Source organism: Bacillus sp. YBsi01, assembly GCF_038406745.1.
Lineage (GTDB): Bacteria > Bacillota > Bacilli > Bacillales > Bacillaceae > Bacillus > Bacillus siamensis.
On record NZ_CP151679.1, the window covers coordinates 858,224 to 885,013 of the forward strand.

At 50.3% G+C, this 26,790-nt stretch carries 2 protein-coding genes; both read left to right on the forward strand.

Annotation, left to right across the window (positions count from 1 at the left end):
- Position 1: 1 nt before the first annotated feature.
- A complete protein-coding gene (locus AADZ70_RS04545; RefSeq protein ID WP_342007784.1) occupies positions 2-10,501 on the forward strand; it encodes an SDR family NAD(P)-dependent oxidoreductase in 10,500 nt (3,499 codons plus the stop codon).
- A complete protein-coding gene (locus AADZ70_RS04550) occupies positions 10,491-26,786 on the forward strand; it encodes an amino acid adenylation domain-containing protein (protein ID WP_342007785.1) in 16,296 nt (5,431 codons plus the stop codon). Before AADZ70_RS04545 ends, AADZ70_RS04550 begins: the two co-directional genes overlap by 11 nt.
- The last annotated feature ends 4 nt before the right edge of the window (positions 26,787-26,790 follow it).

Consider the following 26,790-nt stretch of genomic DNA (forward strand, 5'->3'; position numbering starts at 1 on the left):
AATGATATCGGAAAAAATCAATATTTCACTGGATCATCCTATCATGAAGGGCCATACGGTCTTTGGTGAGGCGGTATTGCCCGGTCTTAGTTATATCGATTTGATTTATCAGGTTTTTCAGGAGCACGGTTATTCATACAATGAGCTCGAACTGAAGCATGTCACGATTTATCAGCCTTTAACCGTCAGTGAAACGGCTGCAATCATTCTGACCATTCAATGTTCTGAAAGCGGAGATGGAAAGTGGCTCATCTCCCTTTCCGGACAGAAACAGCAAGATGACGAGCTGTCAGACAATATACAATATGCGACGGCTGAAATGGTGAAAAGAGACGCAGTCACATTTGACGAAACCATTGATTTCGGCGAGCTGAAGCAGTCAGTCCGATCTCTGGATCTCGATGACATGTATAACCGCTGCGTGGATCATGACCTGGTTCATTCCGGGATGATGAAATCGAGCGGACGATTATACGAAACAGAAGACGGCATGCTGGCTGAGCTTTCTTGCGAAGAAGGAAAGGATTTCTTTTTATTCCATCCCGCCCTTTTGGATGCGAGCGGCATCGGGGCGAGCGGCTTGCTTTCTGAAACAAACCGGCTTCACCTGCCTTTATATTATGAATCGTTCAAAGCCGCCGGCAGGCTTCAATCAGAGTGTACGGCGCGTATTTCCGCTTCCGGCGTCCGTCAGGAAAAAGAACTTACAACGATGACTATCGAGTACTTCAGCCGTTCCGGACAGAAGGTGGCTGAGCTTAAAAACATTACGGGAAAAGCGGTTCGGCTCGAAGAAGACGGGTACACAGCTGGACAGAATAGACAGGATGCAAAAGAGCCGGAAAGCGCAGATGAAAAAGACATCATGCTGTTTTTGAAGAAGCTTTTGGCTGATAAGCTTGGTCAGCCTTGGGAGACGCTGGACGTTCTTGCCGGCTACTACGAGCTCGGGCTAGATTCATCTTCTTTGCTTGAGGTTGTGCAGGATATCAGTAAAAAGGCGGGTGCGGAACTCGCGCCCACTCTTCTCTTTGAATATACGAATATAAAAGAACTGGCAGCCTATCTGAAAAAGACCGTTTCATTTGAATGTGCGGAACGTGCACCCGAATCACCGGACGCGCCAGAACATCATGAAAACACCGGTGACATTGCGATTATCGGAATGGCCGGCCGCTATCCGAAAGCGAAAAATGTGGCGGAGTTTTGGGAAAACCTTAAGGCGGGCACGGATTGCATCACTGAAGTTCCGAAGTCCCGCTGGGATTGGAAAACATATAAAAACGTAACGTCACCATCTGGAAAGACCGTATCAAAATGGGGCGGTTTCATCGACGATGCCGACTGCTTCGATCCGCAGTTTTTCAGAATCTCACCGCGTGAGGCGGAAATGATGGACCCGCAGGAACGCCTGTTTTTAGAAACCTGCTGGGAAACGATTGAAGATGCGGGGTATACGCCTGAAACGCTTGGAAATAAAGGAGCGAAACAGCATCCGATCGGCGTTTTTGCAGGGGTGATGCATAAAGATTATTCCTTAATCGGCGCAGAACAATTATCGGAAACTGATCCTTTTCCGGTTTCGCTGAATTATGCGCAGATCGCCAACAGAGTGTCTTATTATTGTGACTTCCACGGGCCGAGCATCGCGGTCGATACCGTTTGTTCCTCATCATTGACCGCCGTTCATCTGGCGATTGAAAGCATCCGCCGCGGCGAATGTGAAGCCGCACTTGCGGGCGGGGTGAACTTGTCGCTCCACCCGGCGAAATATCTGAGCTACGGAAGCGTCGGCATGCACTCAAGCGACGGCCGCTGCCGCACGTTCGGCGAGGGCGGTGACGGCTATGTTTCCGGAGAAGGAGTCGGTGCGGTATTACTCAAGCCGCTGGAAAAAGCCGAACAGGACGGCGACAGGATTTACGCGGTCATTAAAGGAAGCGCCGTGAACCACGTCGGGAAAGTAAGCGGGATTACCGTCCCGAGCCCTGCTGCACAGGCAGAAGTCATTAAGACATGTCTGAAAAAAGCAGGGATCAGCCCGCGGACCGTCAGTTATGTGGAAGCTCATGGAACGGGCACTTCGTTAGGCGACCCGATTGAAATTGAAGGTCTGTCAAAAGCGTTCAGCGAAGGGACGCAGGATCAGCAATTTTGTTCCATCGGTTCAGTCAAATCAAATATCGGCCATGCAGAATCGGCAGCGGGCATCAGCGGATTGACAAAGGCGGCGCTGCAGCTTCATCACAAAACGCTTGTCAAATCTCTGCATTCCGCGGAATTAAATCCATACGTGAAATTTGAGAAGTCTCCTTTTTACGTACAGCAGCAGACTGCTCCTTGGAACCAGCCGGCAGCAGAAGAAAACGGAAAAGTCACGTATTATCCGCGCCGGGCCGGGCTCAGTTCCTTCGGGGCATCAGGTTCGAATGCCCATATCATTTTAGAAGAATACATTCAGCCGGAACACAAAGCGCCTGCACCTGAGAACGATGCAGCCAAAATCATCCCGCTGTCCGCAAGAAATAAAGACAGGCTTCTGGCTTATGCGGAAAAACTAGCCGGGTCGCTTTCTGAAAAGACGGTGCTGTCTGAACTGGCTTACACGCTTCAGACAGGACGCGAAGCAATGGAGGAGAGAGCGGTCTTCCTTGCAAATGACACCCGCGAATTGAAGCAAAAGCTGAATGATTTCGTAAAAGGAAGCGACAACATCCCCGGATTTTGGCGCGGACAAGCCGAGATGCCGGAACTGAGCGAACCTGCTCCTGAAACAGGTGATCCGGTACAGCTTGCCGGTTTATGGGCAGAAGGGAAAACAGTAGATTGGAATAAGCTGTACGATGCGGATAAACCGCGTAAAACAAGCGTTCCGACATATTCATTTGCAAAAGAGCGCTATTGGATTCCGCAGCAGAAAAAACACGGGAAAAGCCTGTCAGGCACTGTGCTGCATCCGCTTTTACAAGAAAATACGTCAGATTTTTCACAGCAGCGTTTTACTTCTCTTTTTACGGGAGATGAATTTTTCTTGTCTGACCATGTCGTCAACGGACAAAAAATTCTGCCGGGCGTCGCCTATTTAGAAATGGCCGCAGAGGCGGTGAAAAAGGCCGCGGGCGTGACGGACAAAGGCCATAGCGTCACACTCAGACAGGTCGTGTGGGTCCGGCCGGTCATGATTGAAAACAAACCGAAGGAAATACATATTGCCCTTTATCCAGAAGATAACGGTGAGATTACCTATGAAATATACAGTGAGGCAGAAGTAAACGGCGAAGATCCGGTTATTCACAGCCAGGGTGAAGCGGTCATTACCGCACAGGGCAGTGCTCAGTTAGATATTGAGTCTGTCAAGGCTTCCTGCGATTTAGGGATCGTGACGGCGGAAGAATGTTACAGTGCTTTTGAAAAGATCGGCCTGGATTACGGAGAGGCATACAGGGGCGTACAGCAATTGCTGATCGGGGAAGACCGGTTACTGGCCCGTATTTCACTCCCGGCTTCCGTTCAAGACGATAAAGAGCTGTATACGCTTCACCCGAGTATAATGGACGCCGCTTTTCACGCCTCCGTCGGTCTGCTTGTCCGCTCGATTCATGACGATGCAGACAGCCATGAGCTTTCTTTGCCGTTTGCGATGCAGGAAGTGGAAGTGTTCGGGCCGTGTCCTGAACAGATCTGGTCATATATCCGGTATACAGAAGGCAGCAAAGCAGATGACAACGTAAGAAAATTTGACATTGATATGTGCGATGATGCCGGTACGGTTTATGTTCGGATGAAAGGCGCGTCCGTCCGGGCGCTTGAACCAAGCCAAACAGCGGTCGGTGAAACTTCAGAGGCGCCTGTCGGCCATACGATGATGATTCCGGCATGGGAGCCCGCTGCACTTATAAATACCGGGAAAACGAAAATGGCCGATAAGCAGACTGCAGTTTTCGGAGGAACTGACAGAAGCCACGCGTGCATCAAAGAGCATCTGCCGAATGCTTCTTACTATCCAATCAGAAGCACGGAAGATATCACATCTCTTACGCACTTGCTTGAAGGACAAAAAGAACTGGAGCAAATCATTTGGCTCGCGCCGCAGGCTGAGAGTGCTGACATCCTTAAGGAACAGGAGCGCAACGTTTTTCATGTGTTCAAGCTGATGAAAGCTTTGCTTGCCTTAGGATACGGAGGGAAACATCTGGATTGGTGCTTCGTCACAGCAAATGCCCAGCCGTTTTCAGATCAGGACAGCGCTGATCCGTCACAAGCAGCGGTCAGCGGACTTGCCGGGACAATGGCGAAAGAATATCCGCATTGGAATATCCGCATGATTGACACAGAAACGGACGGCATCTGGCCGATCGGCGAGGCGCTTTCTCTTTCTGCCGGGAAAAACGGAAGAGTTTGGGCATACCGCAATCAAGAGCTGTATGAGCGGCAGCTGATACCGCTTGACAATATGCCGAAAAACGGCACGCTGTACAAAACAGGCGGGGTTTATGCCGTGATCGGAGGCGCCGGATATCTTGGCGAGGCATGGAGTGAATACATGATCCGCCGCTACAAAGCACATATCATTTGGATCGGAAGAAGCACACTGAATGATTCCATACAGGCGAAACTCGACCGGCTCAGCGCATTCGGCCCGGCGCCTGAATATGTTTCCGCCGATGCCGCTGACAGTGCTTCCTTAGAGCGGGCTTATCAGTTTATAAAAGAGCGTCACACAAAAATGAACGGAATCATCCACTCGGCAATGGATCTGTCTGAGCAAAGCTTAAATAATATGAAGACAGAAGAATTCAAATCGGTGCTGCGGGCAAAAGCCGATGTAAGTGTATCTATGGCGGAGGTATTTGGACGGGAGCCGCTTGACTTTGCGCTCTTCTTCTCCTCGCTTGTGGCATTTATCCATAATGTGAAACAAAGCCATTATGCCGCAGGATGCGCCTTCAGTGACGCATTTGCGAAGGAACTTGCTCAGAAATGGAACTGCCCGGTCAAAGTCATGAATTGGGGCTACTGGGGCAGCAGCGAGGCGGCTGAAGACGGCAATTTTATTCAGCTGATGGATCAGATCGGATTGGGATTGATCGAACCGGACGCTGCGATGGAGGCGCTTGAAACCCTTATGACGCTGCGGGTTGACCAGGCCGCTTTCATTCATACGACAAAACCGGTCGCAGTAGAGGGAATGAATGAACGAGAAAAGATGTCTGTTTATCCGCCTCAGCCGCTTGTATCAGGACAACAGCTGAAGGTTGCTCCGCCGGGCGCACGTCTTGTAAGAGAGACCGAGCATCAGGAACTTGATGATTTTCTGTATCAGCTATTGATCGCCCAGCTAAAAGAGGCGGACTTGCTGACGCCGCAAAGCCTTAAAGCGTATGAGCCTGAACACGGCTATTTTAAAAAATGGCTCAATCAAACGATCGCTTTCCTTCTGGAACATGGTTATCTGGAAGGGAATGCGGATTCATATAAATTGTCGGCGCGAGCCGAAGACACAACCGCCTCGCTATGGCAAAAATGGGAGCAGGAAAAAGAGGAATGGCTCAATAACGCCGATACAAAAGCGATGACTGTTTTAGCCGAGACGATGCTTAAAGCACTGCCGGACATTCTGCGCGAAAACGTGCCGGCGACAGACATCATGTTCCCGCACTCTTCAATGGAACTCGTTGAAGGAATTTATAAACACAACCAAGTCGCGGATTACTTCAACGGCGCCCTGTCAGATACATTAACAGCCTATGTGAAAGAAAACATCAGTAAAAATCCAAAAGCCGAGATCCGCATCCTGGAAATCGGAGCGGGCACTGGCGGCACAAGCGCGGGGATATTTGAAAAGCTTAAGCCGTATCAAAACCATATCAAAGAGTACTGTTACACCGATGTATCGAAAGCTTTTCTCGTGCATGCGGAGACAGAATACGGCAAACAGAATCCTTATCTGACTTATAAACTTTTTAATGCAGAAGAACCGCTTTCCGGTCAGGACATAGAGCCGGGCGCATACGACATCGCCGTTGCCGCCAATGTGCTCCACGCGACAAAAGACATACGCCAGACGCTGAGAAACGCCAAAGCCGTTTTAAAAGACAACGGTTTGCTGCTCTTAAATGAGATGGCGGGCAACAGCCTGTTCCCGCATATTACTTTCGGTCTGCTTGAAGGCTGGTGGCTGCATGAAGATTCCGACCTTCGAATTCCGGGATGCCCGGGCTTGTATCCGGAAAGCTGGAAGCGCGTGTTAGAAAGTGAAGGCTGGCATTCTGTCTTCTTCCCGGCAGAAGCGGCACATGAATTAAGCCATCAGATTATAGCGGCAAAAAGCAATGGCATTGTGCGCCAAAAAACGCTTAAAGCTGAGACCGGAAAACGGACCGCACCACAAAAAGCGCCGGAACTTCAGCCGCAAACAACGGCCGAAAAAAGCACAGCCTTAACAGAAAAAAGCACCGAGTACTTGAAAACGTTAATCGGAGAAACGTTAAAAATTCCGCCGGCTCAAATTGATCCGAAAGCGCCGCTTGAAAAATACGGAATTGATTCTATCGTCGTCGTACAGCTGACAAATGCGTTACGAAATGTGTTAGACCAAGTCAGCAGCACTTTATTTTTTGAATACCAGACGATTGAGGCTCTCGTCGGCCACTTAATCAAAACGAAAAAAGACGAGATGATCAAACTGACGGGACAAACGCCTGTTCAGGAAGAACCGGCGGCATCAAAACCACAGGCTGTACAGCCGGATAAGCCGCTTCGCACTGACTGGCGGCGGAAAGGAAAACAGGCAGCCAAAGAGACCGTCCGGCAAAGTTCAGTTCGCGACGTGGCGATTATCGGCGTATCCGGCCGCTACCCCCAGGCCAAAACAGCGGCTGAGCTTTGGGCAAACATTAAAAAAGGAAAAAACTGCATAGAAGAAATCCCGCGGGAGCGCTGGAACTGGCAGGATTACTACGATGAAGAAAAAGGTAAAGAAGGCTCTATTTATACGAAATGGGGCGGCTTCATTGAGGATATGGACAAGTTCGATCCGCTTTTCTTTCAGATTTCTCCTTTGGAAGCGGAGCGAATGGACCCGCAGGAGCGATTATTTTTAGAAACGGCGTATGCGAGTATCGAGGATGCCGGCTATACGCCTGACAACCTGTGCCAAAGCAGAAAAATCGGCGTTTTTGCCGGAGCGATGAACAAAAACTACCCGACAGGCTACGGCTACTGGTCCATTGCCAACAGAGTATCTTACCTTTTTGATTTCCAAGGGCCGAGCATTGCCGTTGACACAGCCTGCTCCTCTTCTTTGACGGCCATTCATCTGGCACTTGAGAGCATATACAGCGGTTCAAGCGAATGCGCGATTGCAGGCGGCGTAAATCTTGTGACCGACCCGGTCCATTATATGAATCTGTCAGTCATGAACATGCTTTCTGCAAGCGACACGTGCAAATCGTTCGGAGACCGCGCGGACGGTTTTGTCGACGGAGAAGGGGTAGGCGCGGTCGTATTAAAGCCGCTGGATCAAGCGATCGCCGATAACGATCACATTTACGGTGTAATTAAAGGAAGCACCATTAACAGCGGGGGCAAAACGAACGGCTACACCGTTCCGAATCCGAATGCGCAGGCCGCCTTAATAAAAGAGGCTTTCCAAAGAGCAAACGTCCCGGCGCGCACCGTCAGTTATATTGAAGCCCACGGCACGGGGACCGCATTAGGCGATCCGATTGAAATTGCCGGATTAACGAAAGCATTTGAAGAGGATACAACAGACAAACAGTTTTGCGCCATCGGCTCTGCGAAATCAAATATCGGCCATTGTGAAAGCGCAGCAGGCATTGCGGGTCTGACAAAAATATTATTCCAGCTGAAAGACCGCCAAATTGCGCCGTCCCTGCATGCGAAAGAGCTGAATCCGAATATTGAGTTCGCGTATACGCCGTTTGCCGTTCAGCAGGAGCTCGGTGAGTGGAAGCGTCCCGTCATCGGCGGAAAAGAGCTTCCGAGAAGGGCGGGGTTAAGCAGCTTCGGCGCGGGGGGAGCAAACGCCCACCTCGTCATAGAAGAATATATGGCAGACAAAGAACCTGATGAGACGCCGGCAGATCAGCCCGCCATCATCGTCCTGTCTGCGAAGAACAGCGAACGGCTCACCAAAAAAGCAAAACAGCTTAGAGACGCCGTCCGTGAAAAAAGATACAGCGGCCGTGATCTGATGAGCATAGCCTATACTCTCCAGACGGGCCGTGTGCCGATGGAAGAGCGTCTCGGCTTTATCGTTCATTCACTGCCTGAACTTGAAGAAAAACTGAATGGATTTATCGCCGGACAAGACAGCGCCGGACTGCACCGTGACGGTACGGAAGAAAACAAACGGATGCTTGCCGTATTTGCGGCCGATGATTACATGGAAACCATCATAGATGCTTGGATCAGCAAACGGAAATATTCTAAGCTGCTTGAGCTTTGGGTAAAAGGATTGGACATCGATTGGGCGAAATTATACGGAGACCGTCCTCCGGTTCGCATCAGCCTGCCTGCTTATCCGTTTGCGAAAGAACGCTTCTGGCATCAGCCGCCTGTACAAAGTAAAACAGTGCCCGTTAAGGCGCCGGCTGATGAAAGTGATCCGGCGGAGCAGTTTGAAGTGATGGCTTTTAGAGAAGTTCTTAAAGAACAGGCTCTGCCTGCTGCCGGAGAAAAGAAAATTAAAACGGTGATTTCTTTCTTAACTGATCAGAAGAAGCAGCAGGAAGCCGTCTCTGTGATCAAATCGTATGACAGTGAAGCTGACGTTATTTTTATCGCTCAGGGAAACCGGTACGAGGGCTTATCAGCCGGACGCTGCCAAGTGGTGCGGGAAGATCCGCAATCATATGTAGACGCTTTTGCGGACATTCAAAAAGAGTACGGTGAAGTATCTGCCATTTTGTATTTATGGGCGCTTGAAGATAAAAGCTGCATCGAAGATTTTTCATGTATCGTCTATATTCTCAAGGCTATGGCCGAGACCGGTCTGCAGCCGGAAAGACTGTTACTGGCGGGTGAATATACATCCGGTCTGGAAAAATGCTACTTGGAATCATGGATCGGATTTGAGCGTTCGCTCGGCATGGTCCTCCCGAAAACGGGCATTACCGGCCTCTTCAGAAAAGCCGGCGCAGCCATGACAGACTGGATGGGAACCATTTGGGACGAGCTGAAGGCTGAAACAGACCACACCGTTTTCCTCGAAGAAGGGAAACGATATGTCTATCACACTGAACCGACCGGATTGACGAAAGAAAACAGCAGGATCAGAACCGGGGGCACATATCTCATTACGGGCGGATTAGGAGGGCTCGGCTACTTATTTGCCCGCCGCCTCGCCCGGAACTATCAGGCAAATGTCATTCTCACGGGGCGATCGCCGATCAATGAGGAAAAGAAAGAAAAAATGAAAGAGTTGGAAAATCTCGGCGCAGGTGTTCTTTACGCCGAAGCCGATGTTTGTGATCCGATCGGAATGGGCGACTGCATCAAACGCGCGAAAGAACGATTCGGAGCCATTCACGGCGTCATTCATGCGGCTGGCATCGAAAGCAGAACATCCGTCTTTGAAAATGAAATCGGGAACTTCCGTAATACGCTTGAACCGAAAATAAACGGAAGCCTGCTTCTTGACGAGTGGCTGAAAAATGAAACGCCTGATTTCATCTGCTACTTTTCATCCACATCGGCTGTTTTAGGAGATTTCGGCTGCTGTGATTACGCAGTGGCGAACAGGTTCCAAATGGCATACGCCCATTATAAAAATGAACAATCAGAAAGCGGAAACGCTTTTGTCATAAACTGGCCGGTCTGGAAAAACGGCGGAATGGCCGTCGGCGGTGAAGAGACGACGGGCATGTATCTGAAATCAAGCGGCCAGCGCCTGTTAGAAACAGATGAAGGCATTGAGCTGTTTGAGCGCATCATTTCTCAAGACAATACACAGTGCCTTGTCATTGCCGGCAAAAGAAGCCGTGCCGAGCGATTTTTAGGCATACGGCGGGACGATTCATCAAAAACGGAAGTTCTTTTGGGAACCGTGAGCCGCCGTATCCCGGAAGAAAGCACAGAAAAACGGCTCGAAGCGGATTTGAAAGAGCTGATACACAATCTGCTGAAAATATCCAAGGATAAGCTCGTTCTGCATAAAAACTGGGCGGAATTCGGATTTGATTCCATCTATTTAGCCAAATTTGCCTCGCTTTTGTCGAGCCATTACGGCATTGAAGTCACTCCGGCGTTATTTTACAGCTATGCCACGCTCGGAGACGTCATCAGCTATTACCTGACAGAACACAAAGAAACGATCGAAACGTTTTACAGAACGGAAGAAACAGAAACCGCGGCTCCGGAAAGCAAGGAGTATACGGATCAGGAGATCATCGCCATGATGAGACAGGTCTCCGAGGGGACATTGGATTTTAAAAGAGTGCAAGACATCATAGAAGGGAGTAAGACCTATGAATCATAAAGAACTTCTCGATGCCTACAGATCAGGAACGCTCACCATCGCTGAAGTAGAACAAAAGCTTCAGGCTTTCAAGCGGACGACTGCAAAACGTCCGCTTTCCGAAGGCCAGAAAGGTTTGTGGATGCTTCAGAAAATGTTTCCGGAGATGAGCGCATACAACATTCCGTTATGCTTTCGTTTTCAAAAGCTGGATATCGAGACATTCAAAACGGCCCTTTTTTCCGTGCAGCGCCAGCACCCTATTTTGACGAGTGTGATAAAAGAGGAAAACGGCCTTCCGTATCAGGCTGAAGATGCGGATCGGCACTTTCCGATTGAAGAAATAGATCTTTCCGAATTAAGCGGGCGTGATGCTCTTTCGTTTATTAAAGAAAAAGCAAAAGAACCGTTCGCGCTTGAAACAGGTCCGCTCCTGCGCGTTCAAGTGTTCCGTCAGGCGGAGCCGATTGTGTTAATCACCATTCACCATATCATCTTTGACGGCGTCTCTCTTATGACGTTTATGTCATCGCTGCTGGACGCTTATGTAAAAGCAAGCGAAGGCAAAGAACCGGAAATGCTTCAGCAGGCCGCAGATTATCATGACTTTGTGAAATGGGAAAAGGAGCTGCTGGAAAGCGAAAAGGGAAAAACGCATCTCTCTTATTGGAAAAAGCAGCTTGACGGACTGCTGCCGGTGCTTGAGCTTCCGGCGGATTACCCGAGATCATCGGTTCAAACGTGCAGGGGGCAGGCGTACCAGCGCTTGCTTCCTGATGAACTGAACCGGCAGATTAAAGTTTGCGCCCGAAAACATAATGTTAATGAATCCGTTGTGTATCTCGCTATTTTCAAAGGCTTGCTCTATCAATATACGAATCAGGAAGATGTCATCGTCGGCATGCCGACGATGGGGCGTTCTGAGGCTCAATTTGAATCTGTGATCGGATACTTTATTAATATGATCGCGGTCAGAAGCAGGGAAACGGGCGCCAAATCCTTTGCCGCGTTTTTGAAGGAGCTCCAGCTGACCCTTGCAGAAGGGCTGGACCATGCCGCGTATCCGTTTCCGGCGCTTGTCAAAGAATTGAAGACGGAACGCTCGCCTGCGGTTTCGCCTGTTTTTCAAACCGCGTTTTTCTATCAAAACTTCTTCCAGACAGAAGGAGCGGAAAAGCTGGCGGAACGATATCAATCACTCGGCATTGAAATGATAGAAGACATTCATCAGGAAGGCGAATTTGAGCTTGCGCTTGAAGTCTATAAAAAAGAAACGGGAACCGTCCTGCAATTTCTGTACAACCCGGATGTCTACAGCCCTTCTTCCATCGAACGGATGGCGGAGCATTATATGAAACTGGCAGAAAAGGTGCTTTCTGATCCGGAGATCGCTTTTGCAGCCTGTTCCGGCCTGCTCAATCAAAAACGGGAGGAAAGCCGTCCATCTCATCAGCCGAATAACTGCTGCATTCATGACGTGTTTGCAGAAAAAGCCGGGCGATACCCTGACAGAGCAGCCGTCACATTCGGTGAGACAAGCCTTACATATCGCGAATTAGATGAACGAAGCACGTCGCTCGCTGTGCATCTGCAAGAAATGGGCGTCACACCGGAATGCCCGGTCGGTATCTGTACGGAGCGTTCTTTTGAGATGGTCATCGGCATCCTCGCCATTTTAAAAGCGGGAGGTGCGTATGTCCCGCTTGACCCGGCTTTTCCAAATGAACGGATGGCACACGTATTGATTGACAGCGGCGTTTCAATTGTATTAACGCAAGCAAAAACACGCGGCGTGATTGAGCGGTTAACCATCGGCGGCGTGAGCACGGTGGAAATTGAAAACAACGGACGCCCTGTCAGCGGAGCGAAACTGATGCCGCGTTCAAAACCGCATCATCTCGCTTATATTCTTTATACGTCCGGAAGCACGGGAAAACCGAAAGGCGTCATGGTAGAGCACAGAGCCATCATGAACACACTGCAGTTTTTAGAAGCGGAGTATCCGGTCGCGCATGAGGATGCCTATTTGTTAAAAACGAATTATGTGTTTGACGTTTCAATTTCAGAATTATTCGGCTGGTTTATCGGAAACGGACGGCTTGTCATTTTGCCGCCCGGTGCAGAAAAAAATCCGCAGCTTTGCATGGAATATATCCAGACTCACCAGGTGACGCATCTGAATTTTGCCCCTGCCGTGTTTAATGTATTTTTAGAAACGGTAAAGCGGTATACGGCATTTACAGAAGGCGGTCCTTTGAAATATGTGATGGTGGCCGGAGAGGCGTTTCCGAAAGACTTGGTCAAAAAGTCGGTTTCCATCTTCAAAAAGGCCAGAATTGAAAATATATACGGCCCGACGGAAACATCCATTTATGCCGCTTACTACAGCTGCGGCGATAAGGACATTACAAGCAGGAATACACCGATCGGGAAACCGATTCAAAACACGAGGCTTTATATCCTCGATGAAAAGCTCAGCCCCGTCCCTGACGGTGTGGCCGGAGAGCTTTGCGTAGCCGGCGCCGGACTGGCCAGAGGCTATTACAATCAGCCTGAGCTGACGGCGGTATCGTTTATTGATAATCCGTTTAGTGAAGGGGAAAAGCTTTACAAAACAGGCGATTTGGCCAGATGGCTGCCTGACGGAAATATAGAATATGCCGGCCGTATTGACAGTCAAGTGAAAATCCGCGGCTTCCGCATTGAATTGGGAGCGATTGAAACAAAATTGAGCGAGCATCCGGACATTCTTGATCAGGCGGTTGTTGTGCAGGAAAAGAACGGACATAAAAAGCTGATTGCTTATTATACGGCCCGCTCCGGTCATTCGGCAGATGAAAAAGCGCTCCGCAGTCATCTTTTATCAGGTCTGCCGGATTATATGGCGCCTGCCCATTTTATCCGTCTGGATGCGCTGCCGTTAACACCGAGCGGAAAAGTGAACCGCAAGGACCTGGAACAGCGCAAGGTGATCGTTCACCGGTCTGAAAGGACGGGCAGACTGCCGTTGTCAGAAGCGGAAGCGAAAGTGACCGAAATATGGGAAGACCTGCTGAATACGGCAGGCATCAAAACCGAAGACGGCTTTTTCGATGTAGGGGGCGACTCGCTTTTGGCTGTTGCGGCGGCAGAACGCATTAAACAGGAGCTGGAGTGTGATTTTACCGTTACGGATTTATTCGAACACTCGACGATTCAGGCGATCAGCCGTTTTATTGTTGAAACAAAACAGGCGGATGAATCAGAGGCGCCCGGCCAAGATGAGAGAGAAAGGGAACAAACACCGCAAAACGGGATGCCGTCTTACCTTGAAGACAGTGTGGCAATAGTAGGGATTTCCTGTCAGTTTCCCGGCGCGAAAAATCATCATGAGTTCTGGAAGCAGTTAAGAGAAGGAAAGGAAAGCGTCCGTTTCTATTCGGAACAAGAGCTCCGGGAAGCCGGCGTCCCGGAAGATTTGATCGAAAATCCAAACTATGTGCCGGCATTATCGGCGATAGAAGGAAAAGATCTTTTTGATCCTGAATTCTTTCACATTTCTCCGAAAGATGCTGAATTTATGGATCCTCAGCTGCGGCTTCTGCTGCTTCATTCCTGGAAAGCTGTCGAGGATGCGGGATATGTATCCAAAGAGATTCCGAAGACAAGCGTTTATATGTCGGCGAGCAATAATTCGTATCGGTCGCTTTTGCCGGAAAAAACGACAGAAGGCCACGAATCACCTGACGGCTATGTGTCATGGGTGTTAGCGCAGAGCGGCACGATTCCGACGATGGTTTCCCATAAGCTCGGATTAAAAGGGCCAAGCTATTTCGTTCATTCCAATTGCTCGTCATCACTGGTCGGTCTTTATTCAGCCTGCAAAAGCATAACGAGCGGAGAATCAGAATACGCGCTCGTCGGCGGAGCAACTCTGCACGCTTCGACCAGCATCGGCTATGTGCATCAAGCCGGATTGAATTTTTCAAGCGACGGGCATGTCAAGGCATTTGACGCTTCAGCCGACGGTATGGCGGGCGGAGAAGGAGCGGCCGTCATTCTGCTGAAAAAGGCGTCACAAGCCGTACAGGACGGAGATCACATATACGCCGTGCTCAGAGGCATCGGTCTGAACAATGACGGAGCGGATAAAGTCGGTTTTTACGCACCGAGTGTAAAAGGCCAGACGGACGTCATCCAGCATGTTTTAGACAGCACGGGCGTTCACCCGGAGACCATTTCTTACATTGAAGCACACGGCACGGGAACGACATTGGGTGACCCGATTGAAATGTCTGCGCTGCAGCAAGTGTATAAACGTTACACGGATCGGGAGCAGTATTGCGGGATCGGTTCCGTAAAAACGAATATCGGCCATCTGGATACAGCAGCGGGCCTAGCCGGATGTATTAAAGTTGCGATGAGTTTATATCATCGGGAGCTGGCGCCTACCCTTAATTACACATCACCGAATCCGAATATCACATTCAGCGGTTCGCCGTTTTATGTGGCGGACAAGAGAAAACCGCTTCCGAAGAGAGACACGCCGCACCGCGCAGCGTTAAGCTCATTCGGACTCGGAGGAACAAACGCACACGCCATTTTTGAACAGTATGAAAACAAAACGATCAGCGGATCAAATGACGGACAGCCGCCTTATATCGTTCCGCTCTCAGCGAGAAATCACGAGCGTCTGACTGCCTACGCGTCTTGTCTTTCTGACTTTCTGAATGACGCCGAAAACGATGTGTCCTTGCATGATGTGGCATTTACGTATCAGACCGGACGTGAAGCGATGGAAGAGAGAGCCGTTTTTATCTGTCATGATCGTCACGATTTGAAGCGGCAGCTGCAGGATTTCATCAATGGCAATGACCAAAACATCTTACGGGGCGAAAAGGTGAGAAATAAAGAAGCGTCATCTCAGGAGCTGGATGAGCTTGCGGCATGTCAGACACGGGATGAAAAGCTGAAAGCACTTGCGGCGCTTTGGATAGAAGGGGTGCGTGTCGATTGGGGCTTATTGTATGAGGATTCCGCGCCGCAAAAAATCAGTGCGCCGACCTACCCGTTCGCAGAGGAGCGCTTCTGGCCGGAAGAAACCGTGAAGCAAACAGATGCGAAGCTTTTGCATCCGCTGGTACATCAGAATACATCCGTTTTGCAGGAGCAGCGGTTCAGTTCGGAATTCACGGGAAAAGAGTATTTTATTGCCGAGCATATCATTAAAGGAATGGCGATCGTGCCTGCTGCCGTCACCCTTGAGATGGCACGGGCCGCGGCGGAGAGAAGCATCGGCGGGGTAACAGACGAATCTCTGGGCCTGCGTTTAAAGAATATCGTATGGGTCCGCCCGGTGATAGCCGATCAGGAGGCTGTCCGTGTTCATATCGGACTTTATGAAGAAGAAGACGGGCAGATTCAATACAGAATGTACGGCGGGAATGATTCAAGCGGTGAAGCAGACCTTCTTTATAATCAGGGCATCGCTGAAATCATCCGGAAAGAACCGGAAGAAACAGCGGATCTTGATGAGCTGAAGCGCCGATGCACGCAGGGAACAATCGAATCTCAAGCGTTTTACAAAGGAATGATCGGAGCTGATTACGGGCCGGGCTACAAAGGTGTCCAGCTTGTATATAAAGGCGAAGACCGGATGCTTGCTAAATTGAAGCTTCCTGAATCCGTCTCTCATACAAAAGCTGATTATATCCTTCATCCGAGTATGATGGACGGTGCGCTTCAGGCCGCCGAATATTTGCAGAACGTGACAAGAGCGCAACTTGCAGAAAGCGGAGAACCATTCAAAGCCGCATTGCCGTTTGCTTTAGAGGAGCTGGACGTTCTGGAGCCATGCGCTGATGACATGTGGGTGCACGTCACATTCAGCGCGAACAATAAAGCCGGCGATCCTATTCAAAAAGCCGATATTGATTTATATGACAATAACGGCGTGCTTTGTGTGCGGATGAGAGGTTTCTCAACGCGGATTATGGAAGAAAACGCGGGTGCCGGCGTTTCGGTCAGCCGTACCGAGACATTGCTGGCTGAACCGGTCTGGAAAGAGCAGCCGGAACCGGCGGACCGCGAGCCGTCGTATGAACAGCATATCATTTTCCTCTGTGAGTACGATGAGGCCGTTAAACAAGCAGTCGAAGCAAAGCTTAAACATGCAAGCGTCTTGATCTTGGACGAGCGTCCCGCATCCATTGCAGAGCGGTATCATTCTTATGCGGGCCAGCTGTTTGCCTGTATGAAAACCATCATGAAAAATAAGCCGAAAGGCCGCATCCTTCTTCAGGCTGTCACGCGGTCAGCCGGCTTACAGCAGGTGTTCTCAGGCATTACCGGTCTTTTCAAAACGGCATGTCTTGAACAATCCAAGCTGATCTGCCAAATGATAGAAGCCGATGAGAAAGAAAGTGCTGAAGGCATAGCGGAAAAAGCGGCGGAAAACCGCAGGCCTGCCGAAAGCGTCCATGTGAAATATGAAAACGGCAAGCGCTTTGTCGCTGATTGGAAAGAACTGGACATTTCTGAAGCGGAGCCTGACATTCCGTGGAAAGATAAAGGCGTTTATCTCATTACAGGAGGTGCGGGAGGTTTAGGCCTGATCTTTGCAAAAGAGATTGCAACCCGCACAAAAGGCGCCGACATCATATTAACCGGCCGATCCGCTCTCGGAGAAAAGCAGAAAGACATGATGGAAACAGTGCGTTCTGCCGGTGCATCTGTCTTTTACGAGCAGACCGATGTCACAGATGAAGCAGAAGTATACCGTCTCATCCGCAATATCCGCAAACGGCACGGCAAGCTGGACGGGATTGTACACAGTGCCGGTATGATTAAAGACAACTACATGGTGAAGAAGACGGCGGAGGAATACCAAGATGTTCTCGCTCCGAAAGTGAAGGGTCTTGTCTATCTTGACGAAGCGTCACAGCACGAGAAATTAGATGTCTTTATTGTCTTTTCCTCCTTATCGGGTGTGCTTGGAAGCGTCGGCCAGTCTGACTATGCGTCCGCAAACGTCTTTATGGAGATGTATGCCGAGTACCGCCGTTCTTTGCAAGTCGCAGGACAAAGATACGGAAAGACGCTTTCTGTCAGCTGGCCGTTATGGAAAGAAGGCGGAATGCAGGCTGGAAAGCAGACGGAAGATATGCTGATGCAGGAGGCGGGAATCGCACCGCTCGGCACAGAAGCCGGCATCAAGGCCTTATATCAAGGCTTGATGAGCGGGACAGCCCGGATGACGGTTCTTGAAGGAGATGGGAAAACCATGAAAGAAAAGCTGTTCCGCAAAGAAGATGAACGTCCGGAAGCAGAGACCGGCGTACGTCATGACATTGATGCTGACAGCCTCCTTGAAAAAGTGAAGCATCTGTTAAAACAGCAGACGGCCTCACTGTTAAAAGTGAAGCTTGACAACATTGATCCTCATGAAGAAATGACAAAATACGGGCTTGACTCAATTTCGATGACCGAGTTTACGAACCGGTTAAATAAAACGTACCGGCTCACGTTAACGCCGACGATTTTCTTTGATCATCCGACGATCCATGAATTCGCCGTTCATTTAATCAGTGAATACGAAGAGGAATTTGCCGGACGGTTTGCGGTAAATACCAAAACAGTCCAATCGGCAAGATCGGTAAAAGAAGCTCAAAACACGCGCCCGTCCGTTAAGCGCCGCCGCACTCTGCCTGAGACACCGCCGCAGTCAGTGCAGCGGAACCAAAAGCCGGAGCCGATCGCAATCGTAGGCATCAGCGGAATTTTTCCGATGGCCGAAGACATTGAAGCTTACTGGCAGAACCTGAAAGAAGGCAAAGACTGCATGACCGAGATTCCGAAAGACCGCTGGGACTGGCGGGACTACTACGGGGATCCTGCAAAAGAAGCCAATAAAACAAACGTCATCCAGGGCGGATTTATTGACGGAATTGCAGAGTTTGATCCGTTATTTTTCGGAATCTCGCCCCGGGAAGCGGAACAGATGGACCCTCAGCAGCGTCTCTTGCTGACGTATGCGTGGAAAGCGATTGAAGATGCCGGATATGCGTCAAAGAGTCTATCAGGCACAAAAACAGGTGTATTTATCGGGACTGGAAATACCGGTTACGGATCTCTTTTAGCCAACGCCGATGCGACGATTGAAGGGTCGTCCGCAGCCAATACAAGCCCGTCTGTCGGCCCGAACCGTGTCAGCTATACGCTCAATCTGCACGGACCGAGCGAACCGATTGATACGGCTTGCTCAAGCTCACTCGTTGCCATACATCATGCCGTTTCTTCAATTGAAGAAGGGACGTGCGACATGGCTTTGGCGGGAGGAATCAATACAATCATTCTTCCGGATGTGTATATCAGCTTTGACAAAGCAGGGGCGCTGAGCAAAGAAGGGCGATGCAAAACATTCTCCGATCAGGCTGACGGTTTTGCCCACGGGGAAGGAGCCGGGCTCTTTTTCCTCAAAAAACTGAAAGCGGCGGAGGCGGATGGAGACCATATATACGGCGTCATTAAAGGAAGTGCGGTGAATCATGGCGGCCGCGCGGCATCTTTAACAACGCCTAACCCGAAACAGCAGGCGGAAGTCATTAAAGCCGCATACAAAAAAGCGGGCATTGATCCGAAAACGGTCTCTTATATCGAAGCGCACGGCACGGGAACAGAACTTGGAGATCCCGTTGAAATTAACGGTCTGAAGCAAGCATTCAGCTCATTTACAGACGGAAAAGAGAAAGCGTCCGGCTATTGCGGCTTAGGCTCAGTCAAAACGAATATCGGCCATTTATCCCTTGCGGCGGGAGCAGCGGGAATCATTAAAATCTTGCTGCAGATGAAGCATCGGACATTAGTAAAAAGTCTTCATTGTGAGACGGTAAATCCGTACATCCAGCTTGAAGACAGCCCGTTTTATCTGGTGCGGGAAACGATGGAATGGAAGACGCAGACGGACGAACACGGAAACGATGAGCCGCGCCGCGCGGGCATCAGCTCATTCGGCATCGGAGGGGTAAACGCCCACGTCGTCATCGAAGAATACATTCCGCAAGAAAAAGCGGAAGCAGATGATTCGCATATCAACCCATGTCTTTTCGTTCTATCCGCTAAAAATGAAAAACGCCTGAAAGAACAGGCAAAACAGCTGAAACGTGCGCTTACGGAAAAACGGTACGATCAATCCAGCCTCGTTTCTATGGCATATACCCTCCAGATCGGAAGGGACGCCATGGAAGAACGCCTGGCGGTTATTGCCGGATCTGCAGAAGAACTGCAGGAAAAACTGTCACAGTTTATCAACGGGGATAAGAACGCGGACTTGTACAGAGGAAGAATAGACAAAGGCACACTGCAAATGCTGACGGAAGATGAAGACATTCAAGAAGCCGTTGAAAAATGGATGGCACGCGGCAAATACGCGAAGCTGCTTGAATTATGGGTCAAAGGGCTGAACGTCAATTGGGCGAAGCTGTATGGAGACCGGCCGCCTAAACGCATGAGCCTGCCGTCGTATCCGTTTGCAAAAGACCGCTATTGGGCGGAAAATCGTACCGGAAAACACGAAAAAACAGCCATTGTTTCAGCGGGAAAACTAGACGTGCTGCATCCGCTTCTGCACAGAAATACATCAAACCTTGCCGAACAGCGGTTCAGCTCCATCTACACAGGGGAAGAATTTTACCTTGCGGACCATGTTGTACAAGGCGTGCCGATTTTACCGGGAGTGGCACATCTTGAAATGGCGCGCGCAGCAATGGAACAGGCATCTGAAGTGCCGGCCGGACAAGGAAGCATCAAACTTAAGAATACGGTTTGGGTGCGGCCGATCACCATTGAAGACGAGCCGGTCCATGTCAACATCCGCCTCGTTCCCGATCCTGCAAACAATGTTCAATTTGACATTTACAGCGGCCGGGAAACAGATCAGCCGTCCGTTTACAGTCAAGGTTCAGTATCAATCTGCCCTGACGCCAAGGCACCGGTCATTGATCTGCAAAAACTGAGATCACGATCCGCCGAGGCACCGTTTTCTGCAGACGAAGTGTACGATATGTACCGCAAAATCGGTTTTGATTACGGCCCGGCTTTTCGGGGTGTCAAAGCGATTTATACAGGTGCCGATTTCGTACTGGGCAGACTGTCGCTTGATCCGGCTTGTTCAGACACGGTACGGCAGTATGTCATGCATCCGGGCTTAATGGACTCTGCGTTGCAGGCATCAAGCATATTAACCGGAACAAATGATGAAAAGCTGATGCTTCCGTTTGCGGTTCAGGAGCTCGAAGTATTCAGCGCATGCGCTGCCGAGATGTGGGTTTACGCCAGACTTTCCGAAGACCACAAAGCCGGCCAGGTTGAAAAACGCGATCTTGATATTTGTGATAAAAATGGCAAGGTTTGCGTCAGGCTGAAAGGTTTGTCATTCAGAACGGCAGAAAAAGAACCTGAGAAAAAAGAAAAAGCTTCGGAAACGCTCATGCTTGAGCCGGTATGGACCCGAAGCGATGAAGCTGCCGTTCAAACGGAACCGGTTTTTGCCCGGCATATCGTGATGCTTTGTGACACAGACGCCGGATTGAAACAAGCCGTTGAAGCTGCGGGGGCCGAATGCATTGAACTGACCTCCCCGCACGGGAAAGCGGCGGCGCGCTTCCGTGATTATACAGGGCGGATATTGGAGACGCTGCAAAAACTGCTGAAGGAAGAGACGGAAGGAGACGTCCTCATCCAGACGGTTCTCACTAAAACAGATAAGCATCAGCTGCTCTCAGGGATTTCAGGTCTGTTAAAAACAGCCGGCCTGGAACATAAAAAACTGAAAACCCAGCTGATTGAAATAGAACCGGCGGAAAACGGCAGAATCACAGACATCATCATAGAAAATAAAACACGGGCTGATGACAGCCATGTCAAATATGAAAACGGCATCCGATACAGCGCAGATGTCAAAGAAACGGCCGTCTCCGGCAATAAAATACGCATTCCGTGGAATGACGGAGGCATTTATCTTATTACCGGAGGAGCCGGGGGCTTAGGTTTTATTTTTGCCAAAGAAATCGCCCGCAAAGTCAAAGAGCCGACACTCGTTCTGACAGGCCGTTCCGCGTTAAGCGAGTATCAGCGGAAGCAGCTGCAATCGCTTGAATCTCTCGGAGCAAAAGCGGAATACAGACAGGCTGATGTGACAAACGCTCAAACTGCGGCAGATCTGGTCAATACAATTGAAACGGAATACGGCGGCCTTCACGGCATCATTCACAGCGCGGGTGTGATGAAAGATCAATATATCGCAAAGAAAACAACCGAAGAGTTTTACAGTGTATTGGCGCCTAAAACCGACGGATTTGTCAACCTTGATGAAGCAACCGAGCATTTAGCGCTGGACTTTTTCATCGTTTTCTCATCCATATCCGGCGTCACCGGGAATGCGGGACAGGCGGATTATGCGGCGGCAAACGCATTTATGGACAGCTATGCGGCATACCGCAACGCGCTGGTTAAGGCAATGTACCGCCATGGACATACATTGTCGGTCAATTGGCCGCTTTGGAAAGACGGCGGAATGCAAGTCAATGAAGAAATGGCGAAGCTCACCGAAAAAAGAACCGGTGTCGTGCCGATGCGCACTGAAACCGGAATAGAAGCTCTTTACAACGCATGGAGCACGGGGAAAACAAGCGTGCTCGTCATGGAAGGAAACCGCGCCGTAATGCGGGAGAAACTGCTTCAGAAGACGCCTGCAGCCGCTTTTGCACCGGTTAAGAAAACGGAGGAAACGCCTGCACCGAAGGACTTGACGGCGAAAATTCAGGAATTGCTGGCAAAAGAGGTTTCCGCACTTCTGAAAATAAACATTGATGAAATCGATATTGAATTGGAGTTCAATCAATACGGGTTTGATTCCATTACGCTGACGGAATTCGCCAACAAGCTGAATGACACTTATAAGCTTGATTTGACACCGACCGTATTTTTTGAATATGCGACGATTCAAGCCTTGGCACATCATCTGGCTGAAGACTATCACACACAATTTGCCGGCAGCACACAGCCGAAAGAAGAGAAACAAAGCCGCATAACAGATGACGGCAGCATGAGACTGACAGGGAACAAGCGCTTTGCAAAAACTGCCGTACAGCCTGTTCAGACTGCGGTTGAACATAAACCGGAACCGATCGCCATTGTCGGTATGAGCGGAGTGTTTCCGAAGGCCGCAAATATTGATGAGTATTGGCGCAACTTAGAAGAGGGAACAGATTGCATAACAGAGGTGCCGGCGGATCGCTGGGACTGGCGGGAGTATTACGGCGACCCGCTTAATGAAGCCAACAAAACAAATGTAAAGTGGGGCGGATTTATTGACGGAGTTGCGGATTTTGATCCGCTGTTCTTCGGAATTTCGCCGCTGGAAGCCGAACAGATGGATCCGCAGCAGCGCTTGTTAATGATGTATGCGTGGCAAGCGATTGAAGATGCGGGATATTCCGCTAAAAGCCTTTCCGGCACGAAAACAGGCCTTTACATCGGCACGGGAAACACCGGATACGGCTCACTGTTTTCTGACTTGGATATCGGCGGTGCATCAGCCGCAAATATGAGTCCGTCTGCGGGACCGAACCGTGTCAGCTATATGCTCAATCTGCACGGGCCGAGTGAACCGATCGACACTGCGTGCTCCAGCTCGCTGGTCGCGATACATCACGCAGTGTGCGCCATTGAAAACGGGAACTGCGACATGGCGATCGCAGGCGGCGTGAATACCGTCGTCACACCGCAGGGCCACATCGCTTATGATAAAGCCGGCGCGCTGAGCAAAGAAGGGAAATGCAAAACATTCTCCGACAGGGCGGACGGATTTGCCGTCAGTGAAGGTGCCGGAATTCTGTTTTTGAAAAAGCTGTCAGAAGCAGAAAAAGCGGGCGATCATATCTATGGCGTCATTAAAGGCAGTGCGGTCAATCACGGCGGACGCGCGAACTCCTTGACGACGCCGAATCCGAAAGCCCAGGCGGAAGTCGTCAGAACGGCTTATGACAAAGCCGGCATTGATCCGAGAACTGTCACTTATATTGAAGCGCACGGAACCGGAACGGAGCTTGGCGACCCGGTCGAAATCAACGGACTGAAATCGGCCTTTCAAAAGCTGTACGAAAAAACCGGCGATCCCGCCGTTTACGCGAGTCACTGCGGTCTGGGCTCGGCAAAAACCAATATCGGCCATCTGTCGCTTGCAGCCGGTGTCGCGGGTGTGATCAAAGTGCTGATGCAGATGAAGCATAAAACCCTTGCAAAAAGCCTCCACAGCGAGGTCATCAACCCGTATATCAAACTGAAAGACAGCCCGTTTTACATCGTACAGGACAAAAGAGAATGGACGGCATTGAAAGACGAAAACGGCAGCGATCTGCCGCGCCGTGCGGGAATCAGTTCTTTCGGCATCGGCGGCGTAAACGCCCATGTTGTCATTGAAGAATATATCCCGAGGGAAGAAAGAAAAACAGCCATTTTCACACACCCTCAAATCTTTGTGCTGTCGGCCAAAGAAGAAGACCGTCTGCAAGAACAGGCACACCAGCTGGCACAAGCTTCTTTTACCGATGAGGATCTTACGGGTATTGCTTACACGCTTCAGCAGGGACGTGATGCCATGGAAGAGAGAGCGGCCGTTATCGCTTCCTCCGCCGAAGAACTGCGGGACAAGCTAAAGAGCTGTGCGAAAGGGAATTATGACGCAGCGGGCATCTATAAAGGAAAAGCGGGTAAAGCCGCGCTGAAATCCATTATGGCAGGCGCAAACGGCGAACCGGATACAGAAGAACTGATCAGCCGCCGGGAGAATGACAAGCTTGCGGAATTATGGGTGCAGGGTGCCGATATCAAATGGGACGGCCTATATGCTGATATCAAGCCCCAACGGATGAGTCTTCCTGCTTATCCGTTTGCGAAAGAGCGGTACTGGATCACAGACAATCGGCCGAAAGCAGAAAAACCGCAAGCTGTGCCGACGGCGCGGGTGCTGCATCCGCTGCTTCACGAAAACGTATCGGATTTAACAGAACAGCGGTACCGATCTGAATTTACGGGGCAGGAGACGATTTTCACCGATCATCTGATTAAAGGCAAACCGGTCATGCCGGGCGTCGCCTACTTGGAAATGGCTAGGGCAGCAGTTGCTCAGGCGGTCAAAGGGCAAAAAGAACGTCCGTCTGTCATCCGCCTGAAAAACATCGGTTGGGTTCGGCCGATCGAAGCGGGAAGCCGCCCGATTGAAACGCAGATCAGCCTCGTTCCGAGGGAAAACGGTGAGATCGTGTATGACATTTACACTGCTTCACAAACAGAAGCAAGCGGCAGGCAAATACACTGTCAGGGGGCTGCCGGCATTCTCGGCGCCGTTGAGACTCCGCATCGTGATATAGGTGCCCTGAAAGCTCAATGCAGCCGCAGCATGCTGACTTCTGAGCAGTGTTACGGCTTATTCGGAAAAATCGGTATTGACTACGGTCCAGGACAACAAGGAATCAAGCAGATTCATATCGGAAGCAATCAAGCATTGGCTGAGCTCCGGCTGCCTTCCTTCCTCGAAGAAACGGCAGATCAATATGTTCTTCACCCGTGTATGCTTGATTCAGCTTTGCAAGCGACAATCGGGCTGAAGCTGCACGCAGATGATAACCAGCTGTCACTGCCGTTTGCTCTCGAGGAACTGGACATTTTCAGTCCGTGCACGACAAGCATGTGGGCGTATGTCAGCTCACGGGGAACGGACGAGAAAATACAGCGGCTGGACATTGACTTATGCGATGAGACAGGCCGGGTCTGTGTCAGGATTAAAGGGATTTCTTCCAGAATGATGGAAGGCCCTGCGCCGGAAACATCATTAAATGGAGCAAACCTTCTGGCTCCGGTATGGGATCTTGCGGAATTCAGTGACCGAAGCCCGGCATATAAGACGGAAGAGGTTGTCTTTATCGCGGGGGATGAGGAGAGCGCAGCTTTTCAATTGCATCATCCTTATGCGAAAAGGCTTCATATCACCCCGGAGGATAAAATAGAGGCTGTTGCAGCAAAAATGAAAGCAAGCGGGCCATTCGGCCATATCGTATGGATCGCCCCTGTTCACAGCGCTGCTGACATGGTGAAAGCTCAGGATACCGGCGTCATCCAGATGTACAGAGTGATCAAGGCCATGCTTGCTTTAGGATATGGAGGCAAGCGAATCAGCCTGACTGCAGTCACCATAAAAACACAGTCCGTACAGCCGGCGGACATCGTTGATCCGGCTCACGCAGGCCTTCACGGTTTAATCGGCTCGCTCGCAAAAGAGTATCCGAACTGGCAGACAAGGCTGATTGATGCCGGATGTCCGGAAGATGTTTCAAAGGCGGAGCTGTTCTCGGCGCCGTTCGATGAGCAAGGCAATACATGGGCGTACCGGAACAATCTCTGGTACAAACAGCGCCTCATTCCTGTACAGCAGCCGATGTCAAGCCGGCCCGCTTACCAAAAAGGCGGCGTCTATGTCGTCATTGGCGGCGCCGGAGGTATCGGCGAGGCATGGAGCGAATATGCCGTAAAAACGTATCAGGCACGCGTCGTTTGGATCGGCAGACGAAAACATAACAGCGACATCCAGGAAAAAATCGACAGACTCAGCCAGTTCGGCCCGGCTCCGATTTATGTTGAAGCAGACGCGGCAGATCAGGATGAACTCACACGGGCGTATGAAACGATCAAACGCACGTACCCGCAAATAAACGGAATCATCCATTCCGCAATCGTTTTAGAGGATCAAAGTCTGGCGAATATGCCGGAAAGCCGTTTTAAAAGCGTGCTCGCTGCAAAGGTCAATGTCAGCGTGAATATGGCCCATGTTTTCCGAAATGAGCCGCTGGACTTTGCTTTGTTCTTCTCGTCTGTACAATCATTTGCACGAGCGGCCGGACAAAGCAATTACGCCGCCGGATGCAGTTTCAAAGATGCCTTTGCCGCTCATTTGGCTCAAACGCGGCCGTATAAGGCGGCGGTGATGAATTGGAGCTACTGGGGCAGTGTCGGAATCGTCTCATCTGCCGACTATCAAGAACGGATGAAACAGGCGGGAGTCGGATCAATTGAAGCGCCCGAAGCAATGGCGGCGCTTGAACGATTGCTCGGCGGCCCGTTGAACCAGTTCGTCATGATGAAACAGGCGGAAGAGCCTTTGGAAAAACCGGAAGAAATGATAGAAGTATACCCAGAACATCACGGCTCGGCGATGCAAAAACTGCGAAGCTATCAGCCTAAAGTAACTAGACGTGCACAACAATTGAGTTAAGGAG

Excerpts from the sequence above, each read along its gene's own strand:
- AADZ70_RS04550 (WP_342007785.1), top strand. The coding sequence starts at position 10,491 with ATGAATCATAAAGAACTTCTCGATGCCTACAGATCAGGAACGCTCACC.
- AADZ70_RS04545 (WP_342007784.1), top strand. The coding sequence starts at position 2 with ATGATATCGGAAAAAATCAATATTTCACTGGATCATCCTATCATGAAG.